Annotated in this window: 17 protein-coding genes; 11 read left to right on the top strand and 6 right to left on the bottom strand. The window is 58.2% G+C overall.

All coding sequences use genetic code 11. From position 1 onward, the window contains the following. Positions 1 to 19: 19 nt before the first annotated feature. A complete protein-coding gene (locus GSQ91_RS11070; protein ID WP_158821612.1) occupies positions 20 to 1,000 on the top strand; it encodes a serine/threonine-protein kinase in 981 nt (326 codons plus the stop codon). Between the two features lie 177 nt (positions 1,001 to 1,177). Here the strand turns inward: GSQ91_RS11070 and GSQ91_RS11065 are convergent, their stop codons facing one another. Both GSQ91_RS11065 and GSQ91_RS11060 read right to left on the bottom strand, forming a co-directional pair. Next, positions 1,178 to 2,467 (bottom strand): ammonium transporter, encoded by a 1,290-nt coding sequence (locus GSQ91_RS11065; protein ID WP_158821611.1) that lies wholly within the window; start codon positions 2,465 to 2,467, stop codon positions 1,178 to 1,180. Further along, the gene (locus GSQ91_RS11060) at positions 2,464 to 2,643 is read right to left on the bottom strand and encodes a hypothetical protein (RefSeq protein WP_158821610.1); all 180 of its coding nucleotides are present in this window, start codon (positions 2,641 to 2,643) and stop codon (positions 2,464 to 2,466) included. The genes GSQ91_RS11065 and GSQ91_RS11060 overlap by 4 nt, the downstream gene beginning before the upstream one ends. Before the next feature lie 239 nt (positions 2,644 to 2,882). Between GSQ91_RS11060 and GSQ91_RS11055 the strand changes: the two genes are divergently transcribed. The 4 genes from GSQ91_RS11055 to GSQ91_RS11040 all read left to right on the top strand — a co-directional run bounded on the left by GSQ91_RS11055 (position 2,883) and on the right by GSQ91_RS11040 (position 9,400). After that, a complete protein-coding gene (locus GSQ91_RS11055) occupies positions 2,883 to 3,245 on the top strand; it encodes a hypothetical protein (RefSeq protein ID WP_158821609.1) in 363 nt (120 codons plus the stop codon). Positions 3,246 to 3,798: 553 nt separating this feature from the next. Beyond that, a complete protein-coding gene (locus tag GSQ91_RS11050; RefSeq protein WP_254064503.1) occupies positions 3,799 to 4,911 on the top strand; it encodes an efflux RND transporter periplasmic adaptor subunit in 1,113 nt (370 codons plus the stop codon). After that, a complete protein-coding gene (locus GSQ91_RS11045) occupies positions 4,908 to 8,057 on the top strand; it encodes an efflux RND transporter permease subunit (RefSeq protein ID WP_158821607.1) in 3,150 nt (1,049 codons plus the stop codon). Before GSQ91_RS11050 ends, GSQ91_RS11045 begins: the two co-directional genes overlap by 4 nt. 11 nt (positions 8,058 to 8,068) lie before the next feature. Beyond that, the gene (locus GSQ91_RS11040) at positions 8,069 to 9,400 is read left to right on the top strand and encodes a TolC family protein (protein WP_158821606.1); all 1,332 of its coding nucleotides are present in this window, start codon (positions 8,069 to 8,071) and stop codon (positions 9,398 to 9,400) included. A gap of 231 nt (positions 9,401 to 9,631) precedes the next feature. Here GSQ91_RS11040 and GSQ91_RS11035 read toward each other — a convergent pair whose 3' ends face one another. Continuing rightward, complete coding sequence (locus tag GSQ91_RS11035) at positions 9,632 to 11,629, bottom strand: M3 family metallopeptidase (protein ID WP_158821605.1); 1,998 nt, start codon at positions 11,627 to 11,629, stop codon at positions 9,632 to 9,634. A 134-nt stretch (positions 11,630 to 11,763) separates the two neighbouring features. Here GSQ91_RS11035 and GSQ91_RS11030 point away from each other — a divergent pair, with 134 nt between their 5' ends. Genes GSQ91_RS11030 through GSQ91_RS11005 form a run of 6 tightly spaced genes read left to right on the top strand, consistent with a single transcriptional unit; the run spans position 11,764 to position 16,282 of the window. Further along, positions 11,764 to 12,225 carry a vitamin K epoxide reductase family protein gene (locus GSQ91_RS11030; RefSeq protein ID WP_158821604.1) on the top strand — a complete coding sequence of 154 codons (462 nt, stop codon included), beginning with the start codon at positions 11,764 to 11,766 and terminating at the stop codon, positions 12,223 to 12,225. 29 nt (positions 12,226 to 12,254) lie between these two features. After that, complete coding sequence (locus tag GSQ91_RS11025; RefSeq protein ID WP_158821603.1) at positions 12,255 to 12,644, top strand: hypothetical protein; 390 nt, start codon at positions 12,255 to 12,257, stop codon at positions 12,642 to 12,644. 18 nt (positions 12,645 to 12,662) lie between these two features. Then, positions 12,663 to 13,862 (top strand): alpha/beta hydrolase, encoded by a 1,200-nt coding sequence (locus GSQ91_RS11020; RefSeq protein ID WP_216845177.1) that lies wholly within the window; start codon positions 12,663 to 12,665, stop codon positions 13,860 to 13,862. Further along, positions 13,859 to 14,230 carry a hypothetical protein gene (locus tag GSQ91_RS11015; RefSeq protein WP_158821602.1) on the top strand — a complete coding sequence of 124 codons (372 nt, stop codon included), beginning with the start codon at positions 13,859 to 13,861 and terminating at the stop codon, positions 14,228 to 14,230. The genes GSQ91_RS11020 and GSQ91_RS11015 overlap by 4 nt, the downstream gene beginning before the upstream one ends. An 8-nt stretch (positions 14,231 to 14,238) precedes the next feature. Beyond that, complete coding sequence (locus GSQ91_RS11010) at positions 14,239 to 15,261, top strand: threonine/serine dehydratase (protein ID WP_158821601.1); 1,023 nt, start codon at positions 14,239 to 14,241, stop codon at positions 15,259 to 15,261. 10 nt (positions 15,262 to 15,271) lie between these two features. Next, positions 15,272 to 16,282: a tol-pal system YbgF family protein gene (locus tag GSQ91_RS11005; protein ID WP_158821600.1), complete on the top strand. Its 1,011-nt coding sequence runs from the start codon at positions 15,272 to 15,274 to the stop codon at positions 16,280 to 16,282. Positions 16,283 to 16,288: 6 nt separating this feature from the next. On the opposite strand, the gene GSQ91_RS11000 is transcribed toward GSQ91_RS11005, so the two are convergent. From GSQ91_RS11000 to GSQ91_RS10990, 3 genes are all read right to left on the bottom strand, one after another. Continuing rightward, on the bottom strand, positions 16,289 to 17,242 hold the full coding sequence (locus GSQ91_RS11000; RefSeq protein ID WP_158821599.1) for a formylglycine-generating enzyme family protein: 954 nt from the start codon (positions 17,240 to 17,242) through the stop codon (positions 16,289 to 16,291). Positions 17,243 to 17,540: 298 nt separating this feature from the next. Next, positions 17,541 to 18,953, bottom strand: coding sequence for a sulfatase-like hydrolase/transferase (locus tag GSQ91_RS10995; protein WP_254064502.1), 1,413 nt, complete (start codon positions 18,951 to 18,953; stop codon positions 17,541 to 17,543). A gap of 42 nt (positions 18,954 to 18,995) precedes the next feature. Continuing rightward, entirely contained in the window at positions 18,996 to 22,547 is a 3,552-nt protein-coding gene (locus GSQ91_RS10990; protein ID WP_254064501.1) for a TonB-dependent receptor, read from the bottom strand. Positions 22,548 to 22,734 lie beyond the last annotated feature (187 nt).

Below are 22,734 nucleotides of genomic sequence, written 5' to 3'. Positions count from 1 at the left end.
TGCGATTTCCTTTGAACCCATGATCGCGCCTAATCTCACCCTTCATCCCGGCGACGAGCTTGATCACTACAAGCTCGAAGGCATTGTTGCCACCAGTGGCATGGCCACGGTCTTTCGTGCCCACGATCAGAGAACCGGCCAACTGGTTGCGATCAAGGTGCCGCATCCCGAGATTGAAAGCGACCCGGCGATGTTCGATCGCTTTCGGCGTGAAGAAGAGATCGGCATACGCATCGATCACCCCGGCGTAATGAAGGTCTTCGCCAACCCAGACCGCTCACAGGTCTATATGGTGATGGAGTGGCTCGACGGCCGTCTGCTGCGGCAGATCATGAACGAGGAAAAGAAGCTGCCGGTAGAACGCGCGACCAAGCTCACCCTCGGCATCTGTGCCGCACTGGAACACATTCACTCGAATGGCGTCGTGCATCGCGACCTGAAGCCCGAGAACATCATGGTCGAGCCGGACGACGCGATTCACCTCATCGACTTCGGCATTGCCGCCAACGCCGGTGCACGGCGACTCACCTTCGGTCATTTTTCGCAGAGCATGGGCACACCCGATTACATCTCTCCCGAGCAGGTCCGCGGCAAGCGTGGCGATGCGCGCAGCGACATCTACGCACTCGGTGTAATGCTGTACGAGATGTTGACAGGCGTCGTGCCGTTCTCAGGGCCAAACCCCTTTGCCGTGATGAACGACCGCCTGCTCAATCAGCCGCAGCCGCCCTCACAGCTTGAGCCCTCGATCACACCGCAGATGCAGGAGATTCTCTACCGCGCACTGGAGAGAGAGCCAAAGAACCGCTACGCCAGCGCACGAGAGATGGCGCGCGATCTGGAGCATCAGGACGAGGTCGGCATTGCGGTACGACCGGATGCAGCAAACTGGCAGAAGAGACAATCGCCGGAAAAGCGCCGTTTCCTTATGTACCTTCTGCTCGCGCTTATTCCGCTGCTGATCTTCGCGCTCCTGCTGCTCGTCGCGCACCGGAACTAAGTGTTAGGACGACCGTTCGCATGAGCGTCTATGCAACACCAACGAAGAACAAGCAACCACAAAACCTTTAACGCAGAGGGAGCGGAGGTCTCGCGGAGGCCGCAGAGGGTTCCGTGGCGACCTCCGCGAGACCTCCGCGCCCTCTGCGTTAAAAGAAAGGTGTCCGTATAGCCTCGGCTATCGCGGCGCGAACTCATCAGCATGCATCACAAACTCCGGATACGCTCCTGCACCTAGTTCGCGAATATCCATACCCTGCCAGTCACCATCGGAATCCACACGATAAGGAAGGATCCGATTCAACAGCAGGTTCCCTGCGTGGATGAGCGGAAACATCACTCCGAGCAGCGTCGCTACCCCAACCAGCTGCGCCAGGATAAGCCCCATCCGCGAAGCACCCTGCACCGGCCCGAAGAGGCCGAGGGCGATAAGCCCCCAGAGTCCGGCTCCCGCATGGACCGAGATTGCTCCGCCAGGATCATCCACCAACAGCTTCAGCTCCAGCGTCTCGACCAGGAAGGTGACCAGGCCTCCTGCCACCAGGCCGATGAGGATGGCCACCCCGGGAGATACCCTGCCGCATCCCGCACTTCCTGCCACAAGACCAGCAATCCAACCGTTCGCGCTGAGCGAGGCGTCCGGCTTGCGATAGCGCAGATGCGTGGTGAAGACCGCGGCGAGACAGCCGGCCGCGGCGGACAGCATCGCGTTGATCGCGACCATCGGCAACAGGTCCACGGTAGCCCCATAGAAGAGCATGGAGGTAGCCGAGTCCAACCCGATCCAACCCACCAGGCCCAGCAGACACCCAAACAGCACCAGCACAATGTTGTGGCCGGGAATAGCCGTGGCCACACCTTCCGAGTACTTGCCCTGTCGCGGGCCAAGCACCCAGGCCACAGACAGCGCCGCAAAGCCGCCAACCACCTGCACCACGCCCGCACCACCTGCATCGGAGAACGCCGGAATCCCGAAGCTGCTTCCCATCTGTGCAAGCCATCCCCCGCCCCACACCCAGTGAGAGAAGAGCGGATAGAGCAATCCCGCCAGCAACGCGCTCGAACAGCAGATGGGCAGAAGCCGCCAACGATCGTTGCCGGAGCTGACCGGGATCAGCACGGCCACACCGACGGCAAATATTTGCAAGCAGAGGACCAGCGCAGCATAGGGGCCCTTGAGCAGGCCGGATCGAACCCCATGAGCGAGGAACGGATCCGCTCCAAGCCAGTCCCAGCGTACGCCGCCGGTGTGGAACGCGTGTGCTGCTCCGCCGGGATACCCCGCCCAACTGAACCCAATCGCCACGAAGACGATCGCCGCAACCCCCAGCGCGCAGAGCGTTGCGAGCATCGCGTGAGCCGCGCTGCGCGATCGCCCCAGGCCCTGATAGATCAGCGCGAGGCCGGCAGCCGACAGAGGAACGAGAAAGATACAGACGAGACAGACGGCCACATTCAATAGGCTCATCCCTGGGCCTTTTGCAGCGCCCGATAGCTCTGCGCAACCAGCACGAGACCTATGGATTCCACCAGCAGGCCTGCCATCACAAAAGCAAGGCGCTGCCCCGAACCCACAAGCAGCAGGAGGGCGGCAATGGCAATCAGCCAGCCCGAGACCATCAGTAAGCAACCAACGAAACTCAAGGCAACCTCCTCTATCCGTTCAGCCAAAAGGTGTTGAGGGGATCAGTTTATCCGCATTGCCCAGCCCGCAGGGCATGATTCTCAACGCTGGAGCCTGTCTCCTGCTCCTATTCCCTGTTTCCTGTTTCCTGTTTCCTGTTTCCTGTTTCCTGTTTCCTGTTTCCTGTTTCCTGTTTAGCTTCAGATAAATTCAAAGACAGACTCAAACCCATCCCAAACTTAATCGGAAGAGGCCTGCGATGAAAAGCACTCTCAATCAACTCGTATCATCTCCTGTCGGAGCCTTCCTGGTGCTCGTAATCGCGGCATCACTGGAGGTCTTTGGAGATTCCTTCTTCCAGTCCGGCCTATATCGGTCCACGGGAACGACGCGTTCCCTATGGTTTCTTTTAGGCGTATCCGTGCTCGGCCTCTATGGTGTGTTCGTCAATCTTCCGCAGTGGGACTTCGGAAAGCTTCTGGGCGTCTATGTCGCCCTGTTCTTCGTTGTCGCCCAGGTCGTCGCGAAGGTCCGCTTCCATCAGTCCCCCACCCCGCCTATTTTGGTCGGCGGCGGCTTGATTGTGGCGGGTGGTTTGGTCATCACCTTCTGGAAGGCATAGTTTGCCAAAGAACCCTGCAAAAGCCTTGACGCAACGGGGCAATCGTTCGCGACGATACGCAACGGCCGTAGTGCCTAAGGCAGCATCTTCCCAAATACAAATGCCGTCGCGTTCCTTTGCGAACCTCTGCGCCCGTTGCGTCAAGGCCTTTGCAACGCTCGCAGAGGAACGATGGCAGGATTGAATGACACGCCCTGCGGCCTCCAGCCCTCGAGAATCGTCGAACGGATGTGGAATACTATCCTTGGATAGGTAAAGATGGCATCATTTGACGCTATCTTTACGATTTCTTTACGACTTGTCCTCTATTTTGGAGTGAGACGCAACTAACAACTTGTTTATGGCCTATACCCCTCAGCGCGTTATCCGTCCGCGCACTAGTTGTGTTGTACCTCGCAGGGAATTCTGTGGATATGAATACGCGGCTCGCGGTCTGGTGGTATCGCGAGCCGGTTTTCGCCGCAGCATGCCGGATGATTTTAGAACGTGGAAAGAAAGGCTTTCAATAATGCAGTTGGCCGAGGCGGTTCGCAGCCCAATAGCCTGTGTGTCTATGTTCTTGCTTCTAGGTTTTGCCGGCTGCAAACATGAGGCCGCCAATCCCGCGCAGGAGGCTCCAGCCTCGCAGCCACAGGTAGTAGATGTGAGCTCTAATGGGATTGTCCGAGTAGATAATCCAGGCAGATTTCCGCTGCAGCCGGCGGTGGCGCGGTCGGTTGTCAGCACCCTTGAAGTAACAGGTTCTGTCAGCCCGGACGTCTCCCGCGAGCTTCCCGTCCTTTCGCTGGCCAATGGACGTGTTGTCGCTCTGCATGTAGGTCTCGGCGACTATGTTCATAAGGGCCAACTGGTGATGGAGGTGCAAAGCCCCGATGTGAGTACGGGCTTCGACGCCTACCTGAAGGCCGTAAACGACGAGCACCTTACGTCTGTCACCCTGGACCGAGACAAGCTGCTATTCGACAAAGGCGCCATTCCGCAGGCTCAGCTTCAGGCCGCACAGACTGGCGACGATGATGCAAAGGCAGACCTCACCGCCTCCGAGCAACAGCTCAGGGTCCTGGGTGTCGACAAAAACCATCCCAGCGACACCGTGAAGATCTATGCCCCGGCCTCCGGCGTGATCATCGCGCAGAATGTCACGGCGGCAGGAGCAGCGGGTATCACCTATGCCGGCGCGACAGGCTCACTGACCATCGCCGATCTCTCTCACGTCTGGGTCATCTGTGACGTCTATGAGAACGACCTGGCGAACGTCCATCTCGGCCAGCACGCCGATATTCGCCTGAACGCATTCCCGGGCAAGACATTCTCCGGGACCATCAGCGACATCGGAGCGCAGCTCGATCCTAGCCTTCGCACGGCGAAGGTCAGAATCCAGGTGCCCAACCCCGGCAATCAGTTGCGGCTTGGCATGTTCTCAACAGCGACGATCCTGGGCTCCCGGCCCGACACCAAGACGGCAGTCCCTGCTGGAGCGATCCTGCAGCTGCATGATCGTTCCTACGTCTTCGTGCCGGCAGATAACGGCACCTTCAAACGGATTCAGGTCAAAATTGGGCGTACTCTCGAGGGCAATTTCATCGAGGTGCAGACGGGTTTGAATGTCGGACAGCAGGTGGTTGCGAATGCGCTTGACCTGCAGAACACGGCAGACCAGCAATGATCAAGCGGGTGGTTGATTTTGCGCTGAACAATCGCTTCATCATCCTCATCGCTGCCGTGCTGCTGTTTGGCTGGGGAGCGATCTCATTCCATAACCTTCCCGTCGAGGCCTATCCCGACGTCGCGAACAACTACGTCAACATCATCACGCAATGGCCTGGCCGCTCCGCCGAGGACGTGGAGCAGCAGGTCACCGTACCGCTTGAGATCGGCATGGCGGGCATCCCGCACATGACGCATCTGCGGTCGACCACGCTGGCTGGGATCTCCAGCATCATGATGATCTTCGACGACGACAGCAAAAACGACTGGAATCGCGAAAAGGTTCTGGAAAGGCTCTCCCAGGTCACGCTGCCCACAGGTCTTCAGCCGCAGATCGGTACCGACTGGAGCCCGGTCGGGCAGATCTACTGGTACACGCTGAAGAGCACGAATCCTGAGTACGACACCATGGCCCTGAAAGGCCTGGAAGACTGGCAGATCGAAAAGCAGTTCCGCAGCGTACCCGGAGTCGTCGATGTGGCGAGCTTCGGCGGGACGACGCGTGAGTATCAGGTCACCGTCGATCCGGAGAAGCTGATCTCCTACGGCCTCACGATTGCACAGGTGCAGCAGCAGATCGCCGCCAACAACGTCAACACCGGTGGCAGCTTCATCGAGCAGGGCCAGCAGCAGATCAACGTGCAGGAGGTTGGTCTCTTTACCAACGTGCACGACATCGAGCAGACGGTCCTCAAAGCCTCCAACGGCACCGCTCTGCGCGTCAGCGATGTGGCGACCGTCGCACAAGGCCCCAAGATCCGCCTCGGCCAGATCGGCAAGACCTTCCGCAGCGTAGACGGCAAACTCATCGACGACGACGATCAAGTGGAAGGCGTCGTTCTTCTCCAAAAGGGCGAAAACTCCGACGCCACGCTCGTAGGCATCCACGCGAAGGTCAAGGAGCTCAACGAACACATCCTGCCCAAGGGCGTGTCGATCGTTCCCTTCCTCGATAGAAGCACGCTGCTCAAACTCACGACCAGCACCGTTCTGGACAACCTGACCAAGGGCATCATCCTGGTCGTCATAATCCTGTTCTTCTTCCTCGGCAATCTGCGCGGCGCGTTGATCGTCGCCATCACCATTCCGTTTGCGCTGCTGTTTGCATCGATCTGTCTCGATCTCAACCATATTCCAGCGAATCTGCTCAGCCTGGGTGCGCTCGACTTCGGTATGGTCGTGGACGGCGCCGTCGTCATGATCGAAAACATCGTCCGCCACCTGAGCCACAAGCGCCAGCCGGACAAGACGCCGTTACAGATCATTCGCGAAGCAGCCCACGAAGTACAGCGACCCGTCTTCTATGCGATCGCGATCATCATCACGACGTATCTGCCCATCTTCACGCTGCAATCGGTAGAAGGCCGCCTCTTCAAGCCGATGGCCTGGACAGTGGCCTTCGCCCTGCTGGGCGCGCTGATCTTCTCCATGATTCTCGCGCCGGTACTCGCGAGCTTCCTCTTCCCCAAAGGCACGACCGAGTGGGAAAACCCGGTCATGCACTGGCTCACCCAGCGGTATCGCCATGACGCTACCTGGGCCATCGAGCATAAGACGGTTCCAATCATCGCAGGAGTCTTACTGCTGGCCCTGGGCGGTTTTCTCGCCTTCAGCGGTGCTATCGGTTCAGAGTTTCTGCCGCACCTCGACGAGGGCGCCATCTGGGTGCGTGGGTCTTTGGCTCCCAGCACAGGCCCCACCGAGAGCCTCACCATCGCCAACAAAACCAGGGTTCTGTTAGCCGCATTCCCCGAGGTCACCCAGGTCGTCAGCCAGATCGGCCGGCCGGATGACGGCACCGATACCACCGGCTTCTTCAACACCGAATACTTCGTTGACCTGAAACCGAAGGATCAGTGGCGCCCAGCCTTCCATAAGAACAAGGAAGAGTTGATCGCAGCTATGGATCGCGAGCTGGAGAAGATGCCCGGCGTGATCTGGAACTTCTCGCAGCCCATCTCGGACAACGTGGAAGAGGCGGTCAGCGGCGTCAAGGGCGAACTCGCCGTAAAGCTCTACGGCACGGACCTCAAGACGCTGGAACAGAAGGGTGACCAGATCGTCCAGGTGATGAGCACGGTGCGAGGCGTAGCTGACCTCGGTCTCTTCCGTATCATCGGTCAACCGAACCTGAACTATATCGTAGACAGGCAGGCAGCGGCCCGTTACGGCATCAACGTAGCCGACATTCAAAATGCAATCGAAGGTGCCGTTGGAGGCACTATCGGGGGCAGCCCTGTGACTCAGGTGCTGGATGGCGAAGCACGCTACGACGTGATGGTGCGCTACAGCCCGAAGTTTCGGTCGACGCCTGAGGCCATCAACGACATCCGCCTGCTTGCACCCTCCGGAGAGCGTGTCTCTCTTTCACAACTCACGAAGCCTACAGTGGCTGATGGTGCAGAGGAGATCTATCGTGAGGGCAGCAGCCGTTACGTAGCCATCAAGTACAGCGTGCGCAACCGCGACCTCGGCAGTACCGTGATGGAGGCCATTGACAAGGTGAACAAGCAGGTTCCGCTACCCACTGGCTATAAGCTGGATTGGGCTGGCGAATACGAGAGCCAGAAGCGCAGCTCGCGCCGCCTGATGCTCGTTCTGCCTATCACCGTCCTGGTCATCTTCATGATCCTGTATGGCATGTTCAGCTCGTTCAAGTGGGCCATGCTGGTCATCTGTAACGTAATGATTGCTCCCGTAGGCGGCATGGTCGCTCTATACCTGACCCATACGCACTTCAGCGTGTCGTCGGGTGTCGGCTTCCTGGCCCTGTTCGGCGTCTCGGTGCAGACCGGCATCATCATGCTGGAGTACATCAACCAGATGCGCGTCAACGGGCACTCGGTAGAGGAGGCAGCCGTTGAAGGCGCTGTGCTGAGGCTTCGCCCCATCATCATGACCATGCTGGTCGCAATGCTGGGCCTGCTGCCGGCAGCGCTCTCTCACGGTATCGGATCCGACTCACAGCGGCCCTTCGCGATTGTTATCGTAGGTGGCCTCATGGGAGCTCTTGCATTCGGCATCTTCATCCTTCCCTGCCTGTATGTCTGGCTGGCACGTAGTACAGACGTTCTGCCGACACCGGACCACGAGTTCGAGAATTGAGGCCATTCGCGATGTTAAAAACTCAATCCGTTCTCCTGATCCTCGCCGGCGCTCTTGTCCTCCAGACGCCTCAAACGCCTGCACTATTCGCGCAGACCGCCCAGAACCCCGCTGCGGCTTACGCTGCGGGAGTAGGCCCTGGTCCGGATCCACGTAAGCCTCCCGCCTCACGCCCGGGAGCCTATACGCTGGCGCAGGTGTTGGATCTCGCCCACGCCAAGAACCCGACGCTGCTGGCCGCCGAACAAAACCTCCGCGCCGTTCGCGCGCAGGAGATACAGGCCGGCGTGCGCGCCAACCCCAGCCTGCAGATCAACGGAAACGACATCACCGAAGATGCAACCGCTTCCAGCCCGTACAACTACAGCGTGCAGGTCTCGCGTCTCTTCGAGCGCGGCGAGAAACGGCGCTGGCGTCTCGACGATGCCCGTGCCACCACCGCCCAGACGCAGGCACAGCTGGACGACACGATTCGTCAGACGATCCTGACCGTCAAGCAGGCCTTCACGCACATGCTGATCGCCAAGGAAGCCCTGGAGTTGTCGAGCGCAAGCCTCAAGGACTTCCGCCATGAGGTCGACATCGCCTCGGACCGCTACAAGGCAGGCGATCTGGGCAAGCTCGACTATGAGCGTCTCGACCTGCAACTGGGCAGCTTTGAAAGCGATGAGTCGAACGACATCGTCAATCTGCGCCAGGCCAGCGACCAGCTACAGACGCTGATCGGCATAGCGACGCCGGGAACGGACTTCGACGTAACCGGAGACATCATTCCGCCCGTTATCACGCAGACGCAGGACGCTCTCGTGCAGGCCGGCCTGGCCAATCGTCCTGACTATGCCGCCGCTAAATTTGGCGTTGCGGCAGCGGAGGCAAATGCACGCCTCGCCATAGCCAACGGCACTACCGATCCGACCCTCGAAGCGGAATACGACCGCAGCGGCACCGAGAACTCCGCCGGCTTCTCCGTCAACATTCCGCTGAGACTCTTCGATCGCAACCAGGGCAACAAACAGACGGCGCGCTTTCAAGCAGATGCCTCGCAGTTCACTCAAGTCGCGGCTAAGAATCAGGTAGTCTCCGACATCGACCAGGCCTGGATCGGATACGTGCAGTCCAAGCGTCTCTCCGATCGCTTCGGGGAGCACTACCTCGATGAGTCGCACGACGTCCTGAGCATCGCTCAGTTCGCCTTCGAGCACGGCGGCATCGCCCTGATCGACTACCTGGATGCGCTTCGCGATTCCAGATCCTCGACCAACGACGCCCTCAACGCCTATCAGCAGACGTGGCTTGCAATCCATCAGCTAAGCGCTGCTAGTGCTACAGAACTGATTCCGTAGGCCCCCACCAAAGTCTGTCATTTCGACCGACCAGCGGGAGCGGAGAAACCCCTGTATTTCGCGACCGCTTGTACTACTGCAGAAACCAAAGGGACTAGCTGTACCGCCGTCAAACCTAAAATGTGTTCTTGCTTCAGACAGCCATGTCCTGGGAGGCATCGCACAATACAGGGGTTTCTCCACTCCCGCTGGTCGGTCGAAATGACAAACTTCGAGGCAGGTTTGTAGTACCTAAGCCCCCTTCTGAATCCACCCCCGCAACGCCTCCATACTGACCTCACGACCCAGAAAAGCCTGCACCAGATCGCGAGCAGGCTTCGATCCGCCCGGCTCCAGCACCTGCCGCCGATAGCGCATAGCCGTGTCACCAGCCAGCACATCACCCTTGCCATCCTTCGCAAACTCCGCAAAGAACTCCAGCGCCATCACCTTGTCGTAGAGATAGGTGTAGTAGTTCGACGTGTAGCCAACGAGGTGCGTGAACGCCGCGTACATGCGGTTGCCATCGACAAACTCGTAGCGGCTGAAACGGTCGTAGCCCTCACGCAGCAGCGCGTCGAGGTCGAGCTTCGCGGCGCGGCGATCGTGCGTCTCCATCGAATACGTCGCGTACATCACCTGTGTCAACGTATTAAGGGCGCGGCCATGCGCACTGGCCTTGGTCATGCGAGTAACCGTCTCATACGGAATAGGCTCGCCGGTCTCGTAGTGTTTCGCGAATGTCCGCAACAGGTCGGCATCCTCGAAGAACTCTTCGAGCATCTGTGAAGGCACTTCGACAAAATCCCCTTCGGTCGCAATGCCGCTCTGCCCTGCCCAGCGCTGGCGTCCGCCGAGAACCTCATGCATCAGATGCCCGAACTCATGGAAGTAGGTCACAACATCGGAGTACTGCAGTAGACCGGGATCGCCGTCCTTGGGTTGGGGGAAGTTGCACACCAGCGAGGCCTCGGGCACCTGTGCGCCGAGCACGCCGCCGACCAGCGAGCACTCGCTGAACCACTTGCTCTTGCCTTCGCGCGGATGCATGTCGAGATAGATTCGACCGACAATCTCCCCCTTGTGCTTCGAAGCGCTGTCGTCGTCGAGCACGTCAAAAGCCTTTACCGCCTCATCCCACACAGGAGCATCGTTTGAGCGCTCAAATCGTACACGGAAGAGCTTGCCAGCTGTTGCAAGGATGCCAGCCTCAACCTGCTCGTAGGGAAAGTAAGGCCGCACACTCTGCGAATCGAAGTCGTAGTGCGCACGCCGATACTGCTCCTCCCAGAAACGGGCATCGCTGAGTGTGAGCGGCAAGGCCTCGGGATTACGCCCGCGGACAAAGGCTTCCAGTTCCGTAAACTCATGCTGCGCCGTCTCCCGCGCAGCCTCTTCGACCTCTTCTAGAAATTGCCGCATATTCGCGGCCGAACCCATCATCTGGTCGACTGTCGCGAGGTCCGCCCAACTACGAAAGCCAAGCAGTTCCGCCATCTCCTCTCTGGAAGCAAGTAAGTCCAATAGAATCTGCTTGTTAACGGGATATCCGCGATCGCTATAAGCAAGGTACATCTTGCGCCGTAATGAGGGGTTTACGGCATAATGCATCACTGGCGACATCTCCGGCGGGTCCGTTGTGAGCACCACCGGAGCGTCAGCCTTCAACGCACCTCCCTCTTCGCGCACCCCATGCCGTGCCAGATAGTCGGCAGGCAGCCCGAGCAACTCATTCGGATCGTCGACGGCGATCTTCCGCACATCATCCTGCACCGTTCGGCTGAAGCTCATGCTCAACTCAGTCATGCGCTCCGAAAGCGAACGCACTTTCTCCCGAGTCTCCTCATCGCGATCGACGCCGGAAAGCCTATAGCTAAGTAGCGTACGCTCCAGATAGTAGCGCGTCGCCGCATCTTCAGCACTGACATCAACTGCTTCAAGTGCCCGGTAGACGGCCTGATTCAAGCTCAGAGCGACTCCCGCTGCACTGACCGTCTGCGACAGCTCCTGCGCAGCATCGCGAACCTCAGCGGCAGGATGCACCATGAACATTACACCCGTCTGGCTCCCGGCCATACGTAGATGCCACTGCGCTTTATCAAAGAGTGCCAACGTATTCGCGACCGTACGCGCTCCCTCAACCGCCAGCAGTTCGTCCACCTTCACCCGCGAGGCTGCAAGATGCGCCTCGGTCCATTGCTTTGCGGCATCGGCTGTGCCGCCGCCGTTCCAGATATGCAGCGTGTCCATGTTGCGTTGTTCCTCTCCAACCCGCCTCAAATGCGGCATCTTTAATGATCGCACTTCTTGAGAGTTTGTCTTAGATTCATCATGCTGCCGGTCCGTGTCTCCGGAAGCGACAATACCCGTAAAATAAGACAGCTATGCGCTTCCTCATCGTTCTGCTCGCCCTCGCCGGAATCTTCGACTCAGCCCTCGCGCTTCGCATCCACTATCAGGACCCCAGCACAGCGCCACCGTGCGCGGTCACGGAGAGATTCGACTGCGGCGCGGTCAATCATTCACGGTTCGCAGTCTTTCCACCGAGCAGCTTCGATGAAGATCCTGCGTCCAAGAAGGTCCATATTCCCGTGGCGCTCTTCGGCATCATTGGCTACGCGTTGATTGCGGTATTGGCACTCGTGAACCGCCTGTGGCTCACGCTGCAGGCTGCCGAAATCGGCTTCGCCTTTGCCTCCTTCCTGAGCTATATGGAGGCCTTTGTGATTGAGAAATGGTGCGTCTACTGCCTGTGGTCGCAGGCTATCATCACGGCGATCCTGCTGTGCACCATCGTTGCACTCCTCCTGCAGGGCAGGAAGAGACGACAACTAGCGGCACAATAAAGCCCGAGATCGGCGCTACAATCCGTAGCATGTGGCCCAAGGCTGTTGCACAACTGATCGAACTCGCTCCTCACGTCACTCGGCTGATTCCCGTAGCCGATCGCTTCTTTCGAAATAAGTCGGAGACCGAAGAGACCCACCGCCGCGCTATGGAAGCAATGGCCGAAGGCCTGCGCAGCGACATCGGCCAGGCGACCGCGGCTCACGAAAGTCTTTATCGCCAGCTCAATGACCAGAGCGAAAAGCTCGCCGGTATTACCGCCGAGGTTCGCACGGCAAAAGCCGCCGTGGAAGCCGCGGAAGAGCACGTTGTCCGGCTTGAGAAAGCATTGAGACTCAATACGGAGGTACTCATCGGCGTGCTGGCCATCAATGTGGCTCTACTGGTGATAGCCCTGTATTTCGTACTGCGCCACTAATCAACCATGTCTTCGCGAATGCCAACTTCAACACAACAACACAATGCTTCCGGATCTACTGGGATAGCGGCGCTCGCAGCGCGCAAGATCTGGGCTGCCTTCGTTTTATTGTTCGCTGTCGTGACGGCAGCGTTCGTCTGGCCGTTCGCGAAGGCGCACCTGCAAGCAGTCGCAGTACTGGACCTTGTAGGAAACCAGCCGGTTCCTGCGCTGTTGCACGAGCTGGTTACAGAACCCATCACTACACACGACGTGAGTCTCAACACCAGCCAGGGAACGGTGCGGGCTCGGCTCTACTCGCCCCTGCACCACCCGAATGCACCCGCACTGGTGGTGCTGCATGGCGTGCACCACCTCGGCATGGACGAGCCAAGACTTATCGCCTTCGCCTCGGCGATGGCCTCCTGTGGCCTTCGAGTGCTGACACCGGAACTGTCAGACATTAAGGACTATCACGTTGGCGCGAACTCGATTGCGACCATCGGCGATACAGCAACGTGGTTCGCACAGGAGAATGGAGAACGACCGGTTGGGGTGATGGGCCTGAGCTTTTCAGGAGGGCTCTCGTTGCTCGCGGCCTCCGACCCGCAGTTCCGGTCGAGCATCAAGTTCGTGGTGGCTATCGGCTCGCAGGATGCGATGTCGCGCGTAGCCCAGTACTACCGCACAGGCCAAGATCTGCGTCCCGATGGAACCGAAGAGTTACTGCCCCCGCACGAGTACGGCGCACTCGTAATGGAATACGAAAACCTTCAGGACTTCGCTCCAACTGCGGATCTGATTCCACTGCGGGCAGTGTTGCGCGCGCATCTCTACGAAGACGGTGCAGCTGAAAAGGCAGCACTGGCAGTATTGATGCCCGCACAGCTCGCCGAAATGAAGCAACTACTGGACACCACGTCCGTCATGACTCGCGACAAACTGGCCGCTGCAGAGACAAAACACATCGCGGATATGGCTGGTGTGAGCCCGCGCGGCCACTTGCGGCAGCTCACAACGCCGGTCTACCTACTGCACGGCGAGGGCGATAACATCATCCCCGCTGCTGAAACGCTGTGGATGGCCAGCGAGTTACCAAGTGAGACGCTGAAGGCATCGCTAATCTCCCCTGTCCTTACTCACATCGACATAGACAGACACGGCCCGACCGCAATGGACCGCTGGAGGCTAGTGCATTTCTTTGCCCTGATTCTGCATGCGGCAGAGACAAAAGCATGAACTTCGATACCGCTATCTATCTCGGGGCCTTCCTATCTGTACTCTTGATGTTTGGGTTGCTGATCTATCTGCGTCCACCTCTTTGGCGGATTTTGTCAGGGGTTGAACTTCTTAGCGTGGTTTGTATCGTAATGGGTTGCCTTGCACCTCAACCCGTCAAGGACTTTGCCATTATGGAAGGTTCTTGGCTGGCATTTGCTACGGTGTCATGTATAGGGTCAATGTTGCTTATGTTCCGAAAACAACGAACGGGAACAGCGCTCTCAACAGGCTCGTTTTCCACACCACAATTGAAAGCTCTTATTTTCGCCTCAGCTGCGGTTCTTGCTCGTATCCTGTTGGCTCCAGTCTTACCATTTCATTTGTAATCCCACTTATGCCAAACCTCATTACCCTCACCGATATCTACGCTGCGCAGACACGTATCGCCGATACTGCTGTGCGCACTCCCCTGGTTCGTCTCAGCCGCGCCCGCTTGCGTATGGCCGGGTTCGCGGAACTCGCCGACACAACGCCGGACATCTATCTAAAAGACGAATCCGCTCAGCCTATTGGCAGCTTCAAACTGCGCGGCGCATATAACAAGATCGCGCAGCTTCCAGCAGAGCAGCTGAAGCGCGGCGTGATCACCTATTCTTCTGGCAATCACGCACAAGGAGTTTCGTATGCGGCGCGAGCACGGGGAGCGAAGGCGGTCATCGTAATGCCCTCCAACGCGCCGCGACTGAAGAGCGAAGCTACCGTTGCACTCGGCGCGGAGATCGTCACTGTTGGCCCCGGCAGCCTGGAGCGCAAGCAGAAGGCTGAAGAGCTTGAAGCGCTGCATGGCTATACGATGGTGCCTCCCTATGACGACGAGGCTGTCATCGCCGGGCAGGCGACGTGCGGGTTGGAGATTCTCGAACAACTTCCCAACGTGGGCCTCGTACTCGCGCCTGTCTCTGGTGGAGGCCTGCTCTCTGGTATCGCCAGCGGCATCAAGCTCGCAGCGGGCAGTCATACTCCACAGGTCTGGGGATGCGAGCCGGAGCTTGCCGGCGACGCCAAGGAATCGTTCGACACGCGCACGCTCGTTGAGTGGCCTGCCGCAAAGACCACGCGCACCCTGGCCGATGGCCTGCGCACGCAATCGCTCGGCGAACGCAACTTCGAGCACATTCTTCACTTCGTCGACGGCATTGTGACCGTCACAGAAGACGAGATTCGTGCCGCATTACGTATCATCCTGAGCGCAACCTCGCTGGTCGCCGAACCCTCAGGCGCGGTTGCGCTGGCGGCGGCTCTCTTCCATTCACAGCAGCTCCCGAAGGCCGACAAGGTGGTCGCAGTGCTTTCGGGAGGTAACCTCGATCCAGTGCTGCGGGCGGAGCTCGAATCCGAAGCCGCCGCACACGTCTAAAATTTCATCCATGCGATTCTCTGGTCTCATCGCCGCAGTTCTTCTCACGCCGACGCTGCTGCTCGCTCAGAAGCAGAAAAGAGACGACCGCAGCGGCTATGACCGTTCGGCGCGAGCGACGGTGCTGCATACGGCTAACGTCTATGTCACCCCAGACGGCGGCGCCCCGCCGGTCATTACCGTAACCCCGGGGCATGAGGTCGTCGTTACGGCGCACAACGGGCCCTGGGTAAACGTCTTTGCCAACACCGATACCAAGGAAGACGCAGACCCGGACTCCAAACCCGAGTTCGAAGAACCCGAAGCGAATCCCGACCCGAGTTCCGGCTGGATTCGAGACAAAGGCATCGTCGGTCCCACAACGCCAAACGGCGATCAGTTAATCTACGGCGCAGCTGCCGAGTATGAGGCCCAGGCCTCAGAGCCTCATCCACCCAAAGGCGCCGCACAGGCTGCGCATCTGCTCTATCGTCGCGTAGCCGATTACTTCCCCAACTCTACCCTCGCACCGGAAGCCGCGTTTCGCTCTGCCGACATTCGCTGGCAGCTCGACAAGCTCGACATCTCCACGCTGCCCAGCGCGCATGAGCAGGAGGCCTTCCTGCGACCGCAGTTGTATGAGGGCGAGTTCAAGCATCTGATGAAACTCTATCCGGACTCTCCAGTAGCGGCACGAGCGGCGTTCGAACTGCTCGACAATAAACTATGCGGCGACTGGCAGGGGCTGCCGAAGTGTCCTGAGATGGAGACGAATCTCTATCTGAAGTATGCCGACCGCTATCCTGGCGGACCCAAGTCTGCCGAAGCGCTCTACGATGCCGTCTATCGCCAGGGCGCCTTGGTGACGATGTACTCCGTCGACGAGAACAAGAAGAATTCAGACGCTGCCGCGAAGAATTGCGAGTCCATCGCCGATGAGATGCGCCAGAAGTATCCGCAATCGGACTTTACCGCTCGTGCCGCGAGCATCGCCTTTCGTGTGCAACAGGGCATTCCGATCTATGGCAATGATCGCGACTGAGGTCGTCTATTCGGCGGCTTTGCTTGCGCAGCGGAAGCCAATATTCGAGGCCGAGCTGTCAGGAGTATTGGAGGTTCGAGCCGCCACCCTGTAGCGATTGCAGTACGAAGCGTGGCACAGGAAAGAACCGCCCTTCATCACCTTCGCCTGGCCATCTGACGGCCCCGCTGGATCTTGCAAGGTAGAGAATGCCGTACTGAACCAATCAGCACACCACTCCCACACGTTGCCGGTGCAGGAGTACAGGCCATAGCCGTTCGGAGGGAAGCTATCGACCGGGCAGCTTCCTGCATAGCCGTCTGCGGCGGTATCGAGCTGGGGAAACTGGCCTTGCCAGATATTGCATAGATGCCTGCCCTCAGGAGTCAGCTCATCGCCCCAGGGGTAGAGCTTCTGTTCGAGGCCACCCCGCGCGGCGTACTCCCACTGCGCCTCTGTCGGCAGCACCTTCCCTGCCCAGGCAGCATAGGCTACGGCATCATTCCACGACACATGAACGACTGGGTGGTTCTGTCTGCCCTTGACGTCGGAACCGGGACCTTCAGGATGGTCCCAGGTTGCGCCAGGAACCTTGCACCACCAAGGCGTCTGCGCAACGGTATCTTCGACAACAGCTTCGAAACGTTCCTCTGGAATATGCGCCCAGAAGACAAACGACCAGCCAAAGACTTCAGCCTCGGTACGGTAGTTCGTTGCAGCGATGAAGGAGGCGAAATCGGCGTTCGTAACAGGGTAGGTGTCGATGTCGAAGGACGAGAATGTGACGCGACGGACAGGGCCTTCGCCGTCAGCGGGAAAGCCCTGTGAGTAGTTCGTGCCCATGAGAAAACTTCCGCCGGGAAGCGATACTGTTGCGCGAGTTGCGGCGTGAATGGATGTGGCCTGTGGCGTCTTGATCGGTGAGGATATTTCGCGGGCAGCCACCGGCGTGCAGCAGGAGTTGGGTTTGTCGTTGCTCATAGGAAGCAAAATGTTCTACGTGGAACATTCTTACAGGGTTTGTGCCGCGAAGGTATCGGGTGGAAATGACATAAAAGAGCTGGCGGAGGATTGTAAGCCAGAGAATTCTAGAAATGTGCCCCTGTGATTTCTAGAATTTCTGGGGTGTTACTTATTGTTTCTACTCGGGGTTACAGGAGTGGAATGATTTGGTCTGTGTCTTGGCAGATTTTCTAGACAGGATTTTCCAGGCGCTACACGCAAACAGCAGATTCCCTCCGGGAATGACAGAAAGAAAAGCAAAGGCTTCGCTGAGGCACTATGGATAAAGCTTCGCCTCCAAGATCTCCGGCTCCGGTTCGCCAGCAGCTACTATCAATTTCTTTAGTTGTTCGCGCAGTTCATTGGCTTTCTCTCGATACTCCTTGCGTCCTGCAAGATTGACCAATTCATGGGGGTCAGCGCGCTGGTCGTACATCTGATATTCCGTGTAGGTCTTGGCGGCGAGTTCCCTGCCACCCGAGATGTCCGCGACACAGTAGGTCCAGTCCGGCGTTCGGATCGCGCGGCCTGTCATCGACTCGCTGATCTGGATGAGCTGCTGGTTCGGCCAGTGCTGCCGTGCTTCTGGATCGTTGAGCAGCGGAAGTGCGCTGTGACCCTTCCACGTGGAGGGCACAGGGACCCCCGCCGCTTCCAGCAGTGTGGGCGCGAGGTCGATGAGGCCAATGAGTTCCGGGATCTGTTGTGTTCCGCGGAAGCCGGGACCGTCGATCACAAGCGGCACGCGAATCGAACTGTTGTGTGTGCTGCGCTTGTACTCCTGGTTGCGCGTCATGAAGTGGCAGCCGTGATCACTCATAAAGACGAAGATTGTGTTCTCGGCGAGATGCTCCTCTTCCAGGATGCGGCGCACGCGGCCCACCGAGGCATCGATGGATTCGATGCAACCGTAGTAGTCCGGGAGCTGAGCCTGCCAGGTGCCCGGCAACGCGCGGAGATCGTCAGGCACAACCGAGTTGACGAAGCGCGCCGCTGCACCCTTGGGAGCAATGGGTTGGTGCATGTCGTTCTGCTGATGCGGCTCAAGCTGCGAGATGAAGAGGAAAAATGGTTTGTCGTGCTTCTGACGGAGGAAGCGTTCGGCGCGATCGGTGAGGAAGTCGACGCGGTATTCGTCCTTGTAGGTAATCTCTTTTCCATCTCGATCCCAGATAGTCCCCTCATAGGGGTGCGAGGTGTTTTCGATGGCGTTAGCACCCTCCCAAAGATCGAGGAAACCGCCGCGGTCTTCCGCCTTGACAGCGCCAGGGCTACCACCGTTTGCCGGGTTCTCGAGAGCAAGATGCCACTTGCCGATGAGGTTCGCCGAGTAGCCGGCCTTGCGCAACTCTCCTGCAAGAGTCGGCAGTGACTTATCCAGCTCCAGGCCGTTGTGCCAAACTCCGGTCTCGGTAGCATAGCGACTTGTAAATATCACCGAGCGTGCAGGGGCGCATACAGGTTGATTGGTGACTGCATGGGTAAAGTTCTTGCCTCGAGCGGCAAGGGCATCGATGTTCGGCGTCCGTGTCGAGCTATTGCGGCCGCTGGCACCAACGAAGTCCGACCGGAATTGATCGGCCAGATATAGAACGATATTGGGAGGGGAGGAGGGCTTGGTTGTAGCCTGTTTTGCCTCCGCGGCGACAGGAACGGCGGCGGCCACTGCAGCTGCTACTGTGCTTTTCAAAAATGATCTACGACTCGCTATTTCTTCCGGCATTTCAAACTCCTACCAATAGATCTTTGCAGCAAACTGCAGTTGTCTTGAATTGTCGCGCGTGCTGGTGATCGACGCAAAAGTAGAGGGCGTTGTGAAGGTAAGGCTCCCAGGAGCGGAGAAGTTTGGCGTATTGGTTACGTTGAATGCTTCAGCACGAATCTCCAGCCTTGTTCCTGCAACAAGAGGAATCTCGCGAAAGAGCGAGGCATCGAGCTTATGATAGGCGGGTCCGCTCACCTGCGTGGGCGATCCACCCAATGCGGCAAGTCCAGTGGCCGCTGTGGCGGGATTTGCAAAGGCCGCCGGGTTCAGAAATTGCGTCGCGTTATGCGGACCTGCATAGGGGTTCTGCCCTGGAACCTTCAACGCATTGCAACCGAGACCAGCTGCGGTGGTAATGGAGCAAGCTACGGTAAGTGGCTGGCCATCCTGCACGGTTGCAATCCCCTGCAGCGACCATCCACCAACCACATAAGACGCAGGGCCGTGTGTAAGGAGGGCATGTCCATGACCAAACGGCAACTCATAGGTTCCGCTGGCATGGAAGATATTGCGAACATCCGTGTCGCAAAGGGCGTAGTCGAAACCAATACCGGCACCCGGAACATAGGGCGCGCGGTAACTGCCGATGTTGTTGTCGAGTTGATCTCGTGCATCCCCCATGCACTTCGACCACGTGTAGTTGGCGTCGATTGTCAGATCGTTCGCCCAACGGCGAGTCAGATCCAGTTGCAATCCGTTGTAGTTCGTAACGCCCGACGGAGTAATAAAGGTGCCACCTCGCGCGAAGTCAGGAAAGAAACTGTTCGTCTGCGCGTTGGCGGTCGCGGGGAGGACCACATCGAGCGTGTTTGTATTGATGGGTGTTTGCAGATGTTTCGATACCGAGCCGTCATACGCCAGCTTCAAGACAGTAGTTGCACTAAGTTGATATTGCACCTGCAGGTTATAGCCCTCGGTGTACGCGCTCTTCCAGTTATATTGCCGGCCCAACAGTGTAATGCTGGTTAGATTGGCATTGGCAGCGCTGAGCGGAACGTTTGTCAGTCCATTGCTTAGTGTGCCGATGGAGTTATCAGGGGTCAAAGGAGTTACTGGATTGCCCGCGGAGTAACTCGTTGCAATATTGAATGGGAAGTTTGCTCCCGGCTGTGCACTGAGGCCATAGTTTTCATAGCCGCCATAGAACAATCCAAAGCCCGCATGGATGACTACGCGTTGCGTGGCCTGATAAGCCAGGCCAAAACGAGGAGCAAAATTTCCTTTCTGAGCTGTCCCCAACCCTCTGTTGTCCGTTGGAACGAAGGCTATGTTGTCCTTGTTCAACAGTGCGATAAATGCTTGCGGTACTGATGCTACCTGCGACTGCGGAACGATAAACTGTGCGCCAACAGCGGGGTTGCTCGAGGAGCCTGGGATGAAGTTGGCCTGTCGATCATTGCGTTCCGTAGGAACACCGTAGTACTCCCAGCGCAGACCGAGATTCAGCGTTAGACGCGGGGTCGCGCGCCAGTCATCCTGCACATAGGTTCCGAAGTAACTCCGGTGCAGATTGCTGATGGGCGGAAAGCTGGAGGCACTGACGCTGTTTGCGCCGCCTATGTTGTCGTAAGCGGTAGTGCTGGCATGCTCAATCGAGTTCACCGTCGGATTCAGAACAAACTGCGCGCGATCGGTAGAGCCATCCGTCTGGCTCACAATAGAGGTGTAGATGCCGCTGTAGCCAAAGGATCCACGCGATGCCGAAGGAGTCGACGTTGGATAAGACAGGCTCTGGTAGAGCACCCCGCCGCGCAACACATGGCTACCGTGCGAGATCGTAATGTTGTCGGAAAATTGCAGGATATCGCTGGCCTTATTGCTGGGCAGAGAACCCGACTGTCCTAGATTGGCCAGCGCTCCAAACGTCAAGGAGGGCAAACCACCATTGCCCGGAAACTGCGGAATACCACCGATGCCATACTGTGCCGGAATACCTAACTGGTTGGCAAAGGGCTGACGACGGATATCGACGACGCGGCTGTAACCGGCGCGCACCTCGTTGACCAGTTGGGACGTGAAGATGTGCGTCTCGCTCACAGCCACGTTCTGCGCCTGTGTCCATCCATTGCCGGGGCGGCTGGCCTGGCCATCCGCGATACCCTGGAATGGGCCTGGGTTCAGCTGATCGGTATCGAGATAGCTGTAACGCGCAAATGCCGAGTCGCGATCGCTGAAGTGTTGATCAATGCGCAGATCGATGCCATCGCTGTTATTCGTCACCGTCGGGAACGAGGTGTAGTTATTTGTAATGCCACCAGCCGTCGGCGAAGGGAATAATTTTAGTAAGGCAATTGCATTGGCGTTCAGACGTCCGCTGGGTAACTGGTTGAGCAGCGCCACCTGCGCGGCAGAGGTAAAGTTCGTCTGCCCGGCTATCGCACCCGCATAGAATGGATCGCGCACATAACCGGTACCGGTCGCTATCAAGCCCGTGGTTGGATCGCTCTGCTTCGTCGTCACTGGTCGACTGGTTGCCGGATCGAAGATCGTTCCTACCGGAAAGACTCTTCCGAGCAAATCGGTCTTGGTTCCGCTTTGCCCCGCAATCAGATCGGTGAAGTTCGTAAATCCGGACTGATTCTCGGCCAGCGTAGGTACGGTGACTACCTTGCTGCTGTCCTGTGCGATGCGCGTGCCCTGGTAGTCGAAGAAGAAGAAAGTCTTGCCACGGCCGTTGTACACCTTAGGAATCACCACCGGTCCACTGAGCGCAAAGCCGAACTGGTTCTGACGATAGGCGGGCTTGGCCGCTGCCGTAGCAAAGTAGTTGCGAGCATCGAGAACGTCGTTGCGGAAGAACTCCCAGGCATCGCCGTGAAAGGCATCACCACCTGACTTGGTCGAGACATTCAATACGGCACCAGCGGAGTGCCCAAACTCTGCCGAGTAGTTGTCGGTCTGCACCACAAACTCCTGCAGCGCATCCGGCGGAGGCATGATGACGTACTGCGTTTGATTCACATAGTCTGCAATGGCTGCGTTGTTGTCGATGCCATCGAGAAGATAGTCGTTCTGCCCACGGCGCGCTCCATTCGCACTGAAAGAACCGCTGGCAGCCAGCCCGCGGGAATCTGCTTGTGCAATGGTGACACCGGGAGCCGTCTGTGCCAGAAACGTTACGTTGCGGCCGTTCAACGGCAGGTTGTTAATGCTGCGCGCATTTACCAGTTGCTGCAGAGAGGAAGTCTGCGTCTCCAGCAACGGCAGCGCCGAGGCTACCTCTACTGTCTGCGTTACCGCGCCGACGTGCAGCGCGACATCCTCGCGCAAAGTGGACTGTGCCGTTATCGATAGACCCGTCTGCACATAGCGCTCGAAGCCCTCCTGCTCCACGGTGAGCGAATACGTCCCAATGGCGAGAGGAGAGAAGGTGAAGCTGCCATCGTTGCCTGACTTCGCGGTGCGTTCTACACCGGTCTCTTCGCGCCGTAACCGAATCGTAGCGCCGGGTACACGCTGCTGTTGCGCATCGACGACTGTGCCGACGATAGCGCCTGTGTCCACCTGGGCCAATGCCACAGCACTACAAGATGCCATTAATGCCAATAAAAGAGAGATGTTTCTGAGGAAAAACAATAGGCCTCCGGGGAGATAAGGAGAAGACACGCTTATTCCAGCGGGGCTCAAGATACGCGCAAAGATATAGCTAGTCGTTTGGAAAAATTAGAAGAGGGGGATTCGCAGGTTAGCGGCAACAGAAACAACA

This window comes from Granulicella sp. S156, assembly GCF_009766105.1.
Lineage (GTDB): Bacteria > Acidobacteriota > Terriglobia > Terriglobales > Acidobacteriaceae > Granulicella.
The sequence above is the reverse complement of the archived record's forward strand: the minus strand, read 5'-3'. Positions and strand labels throughout refer to the sequence as shown.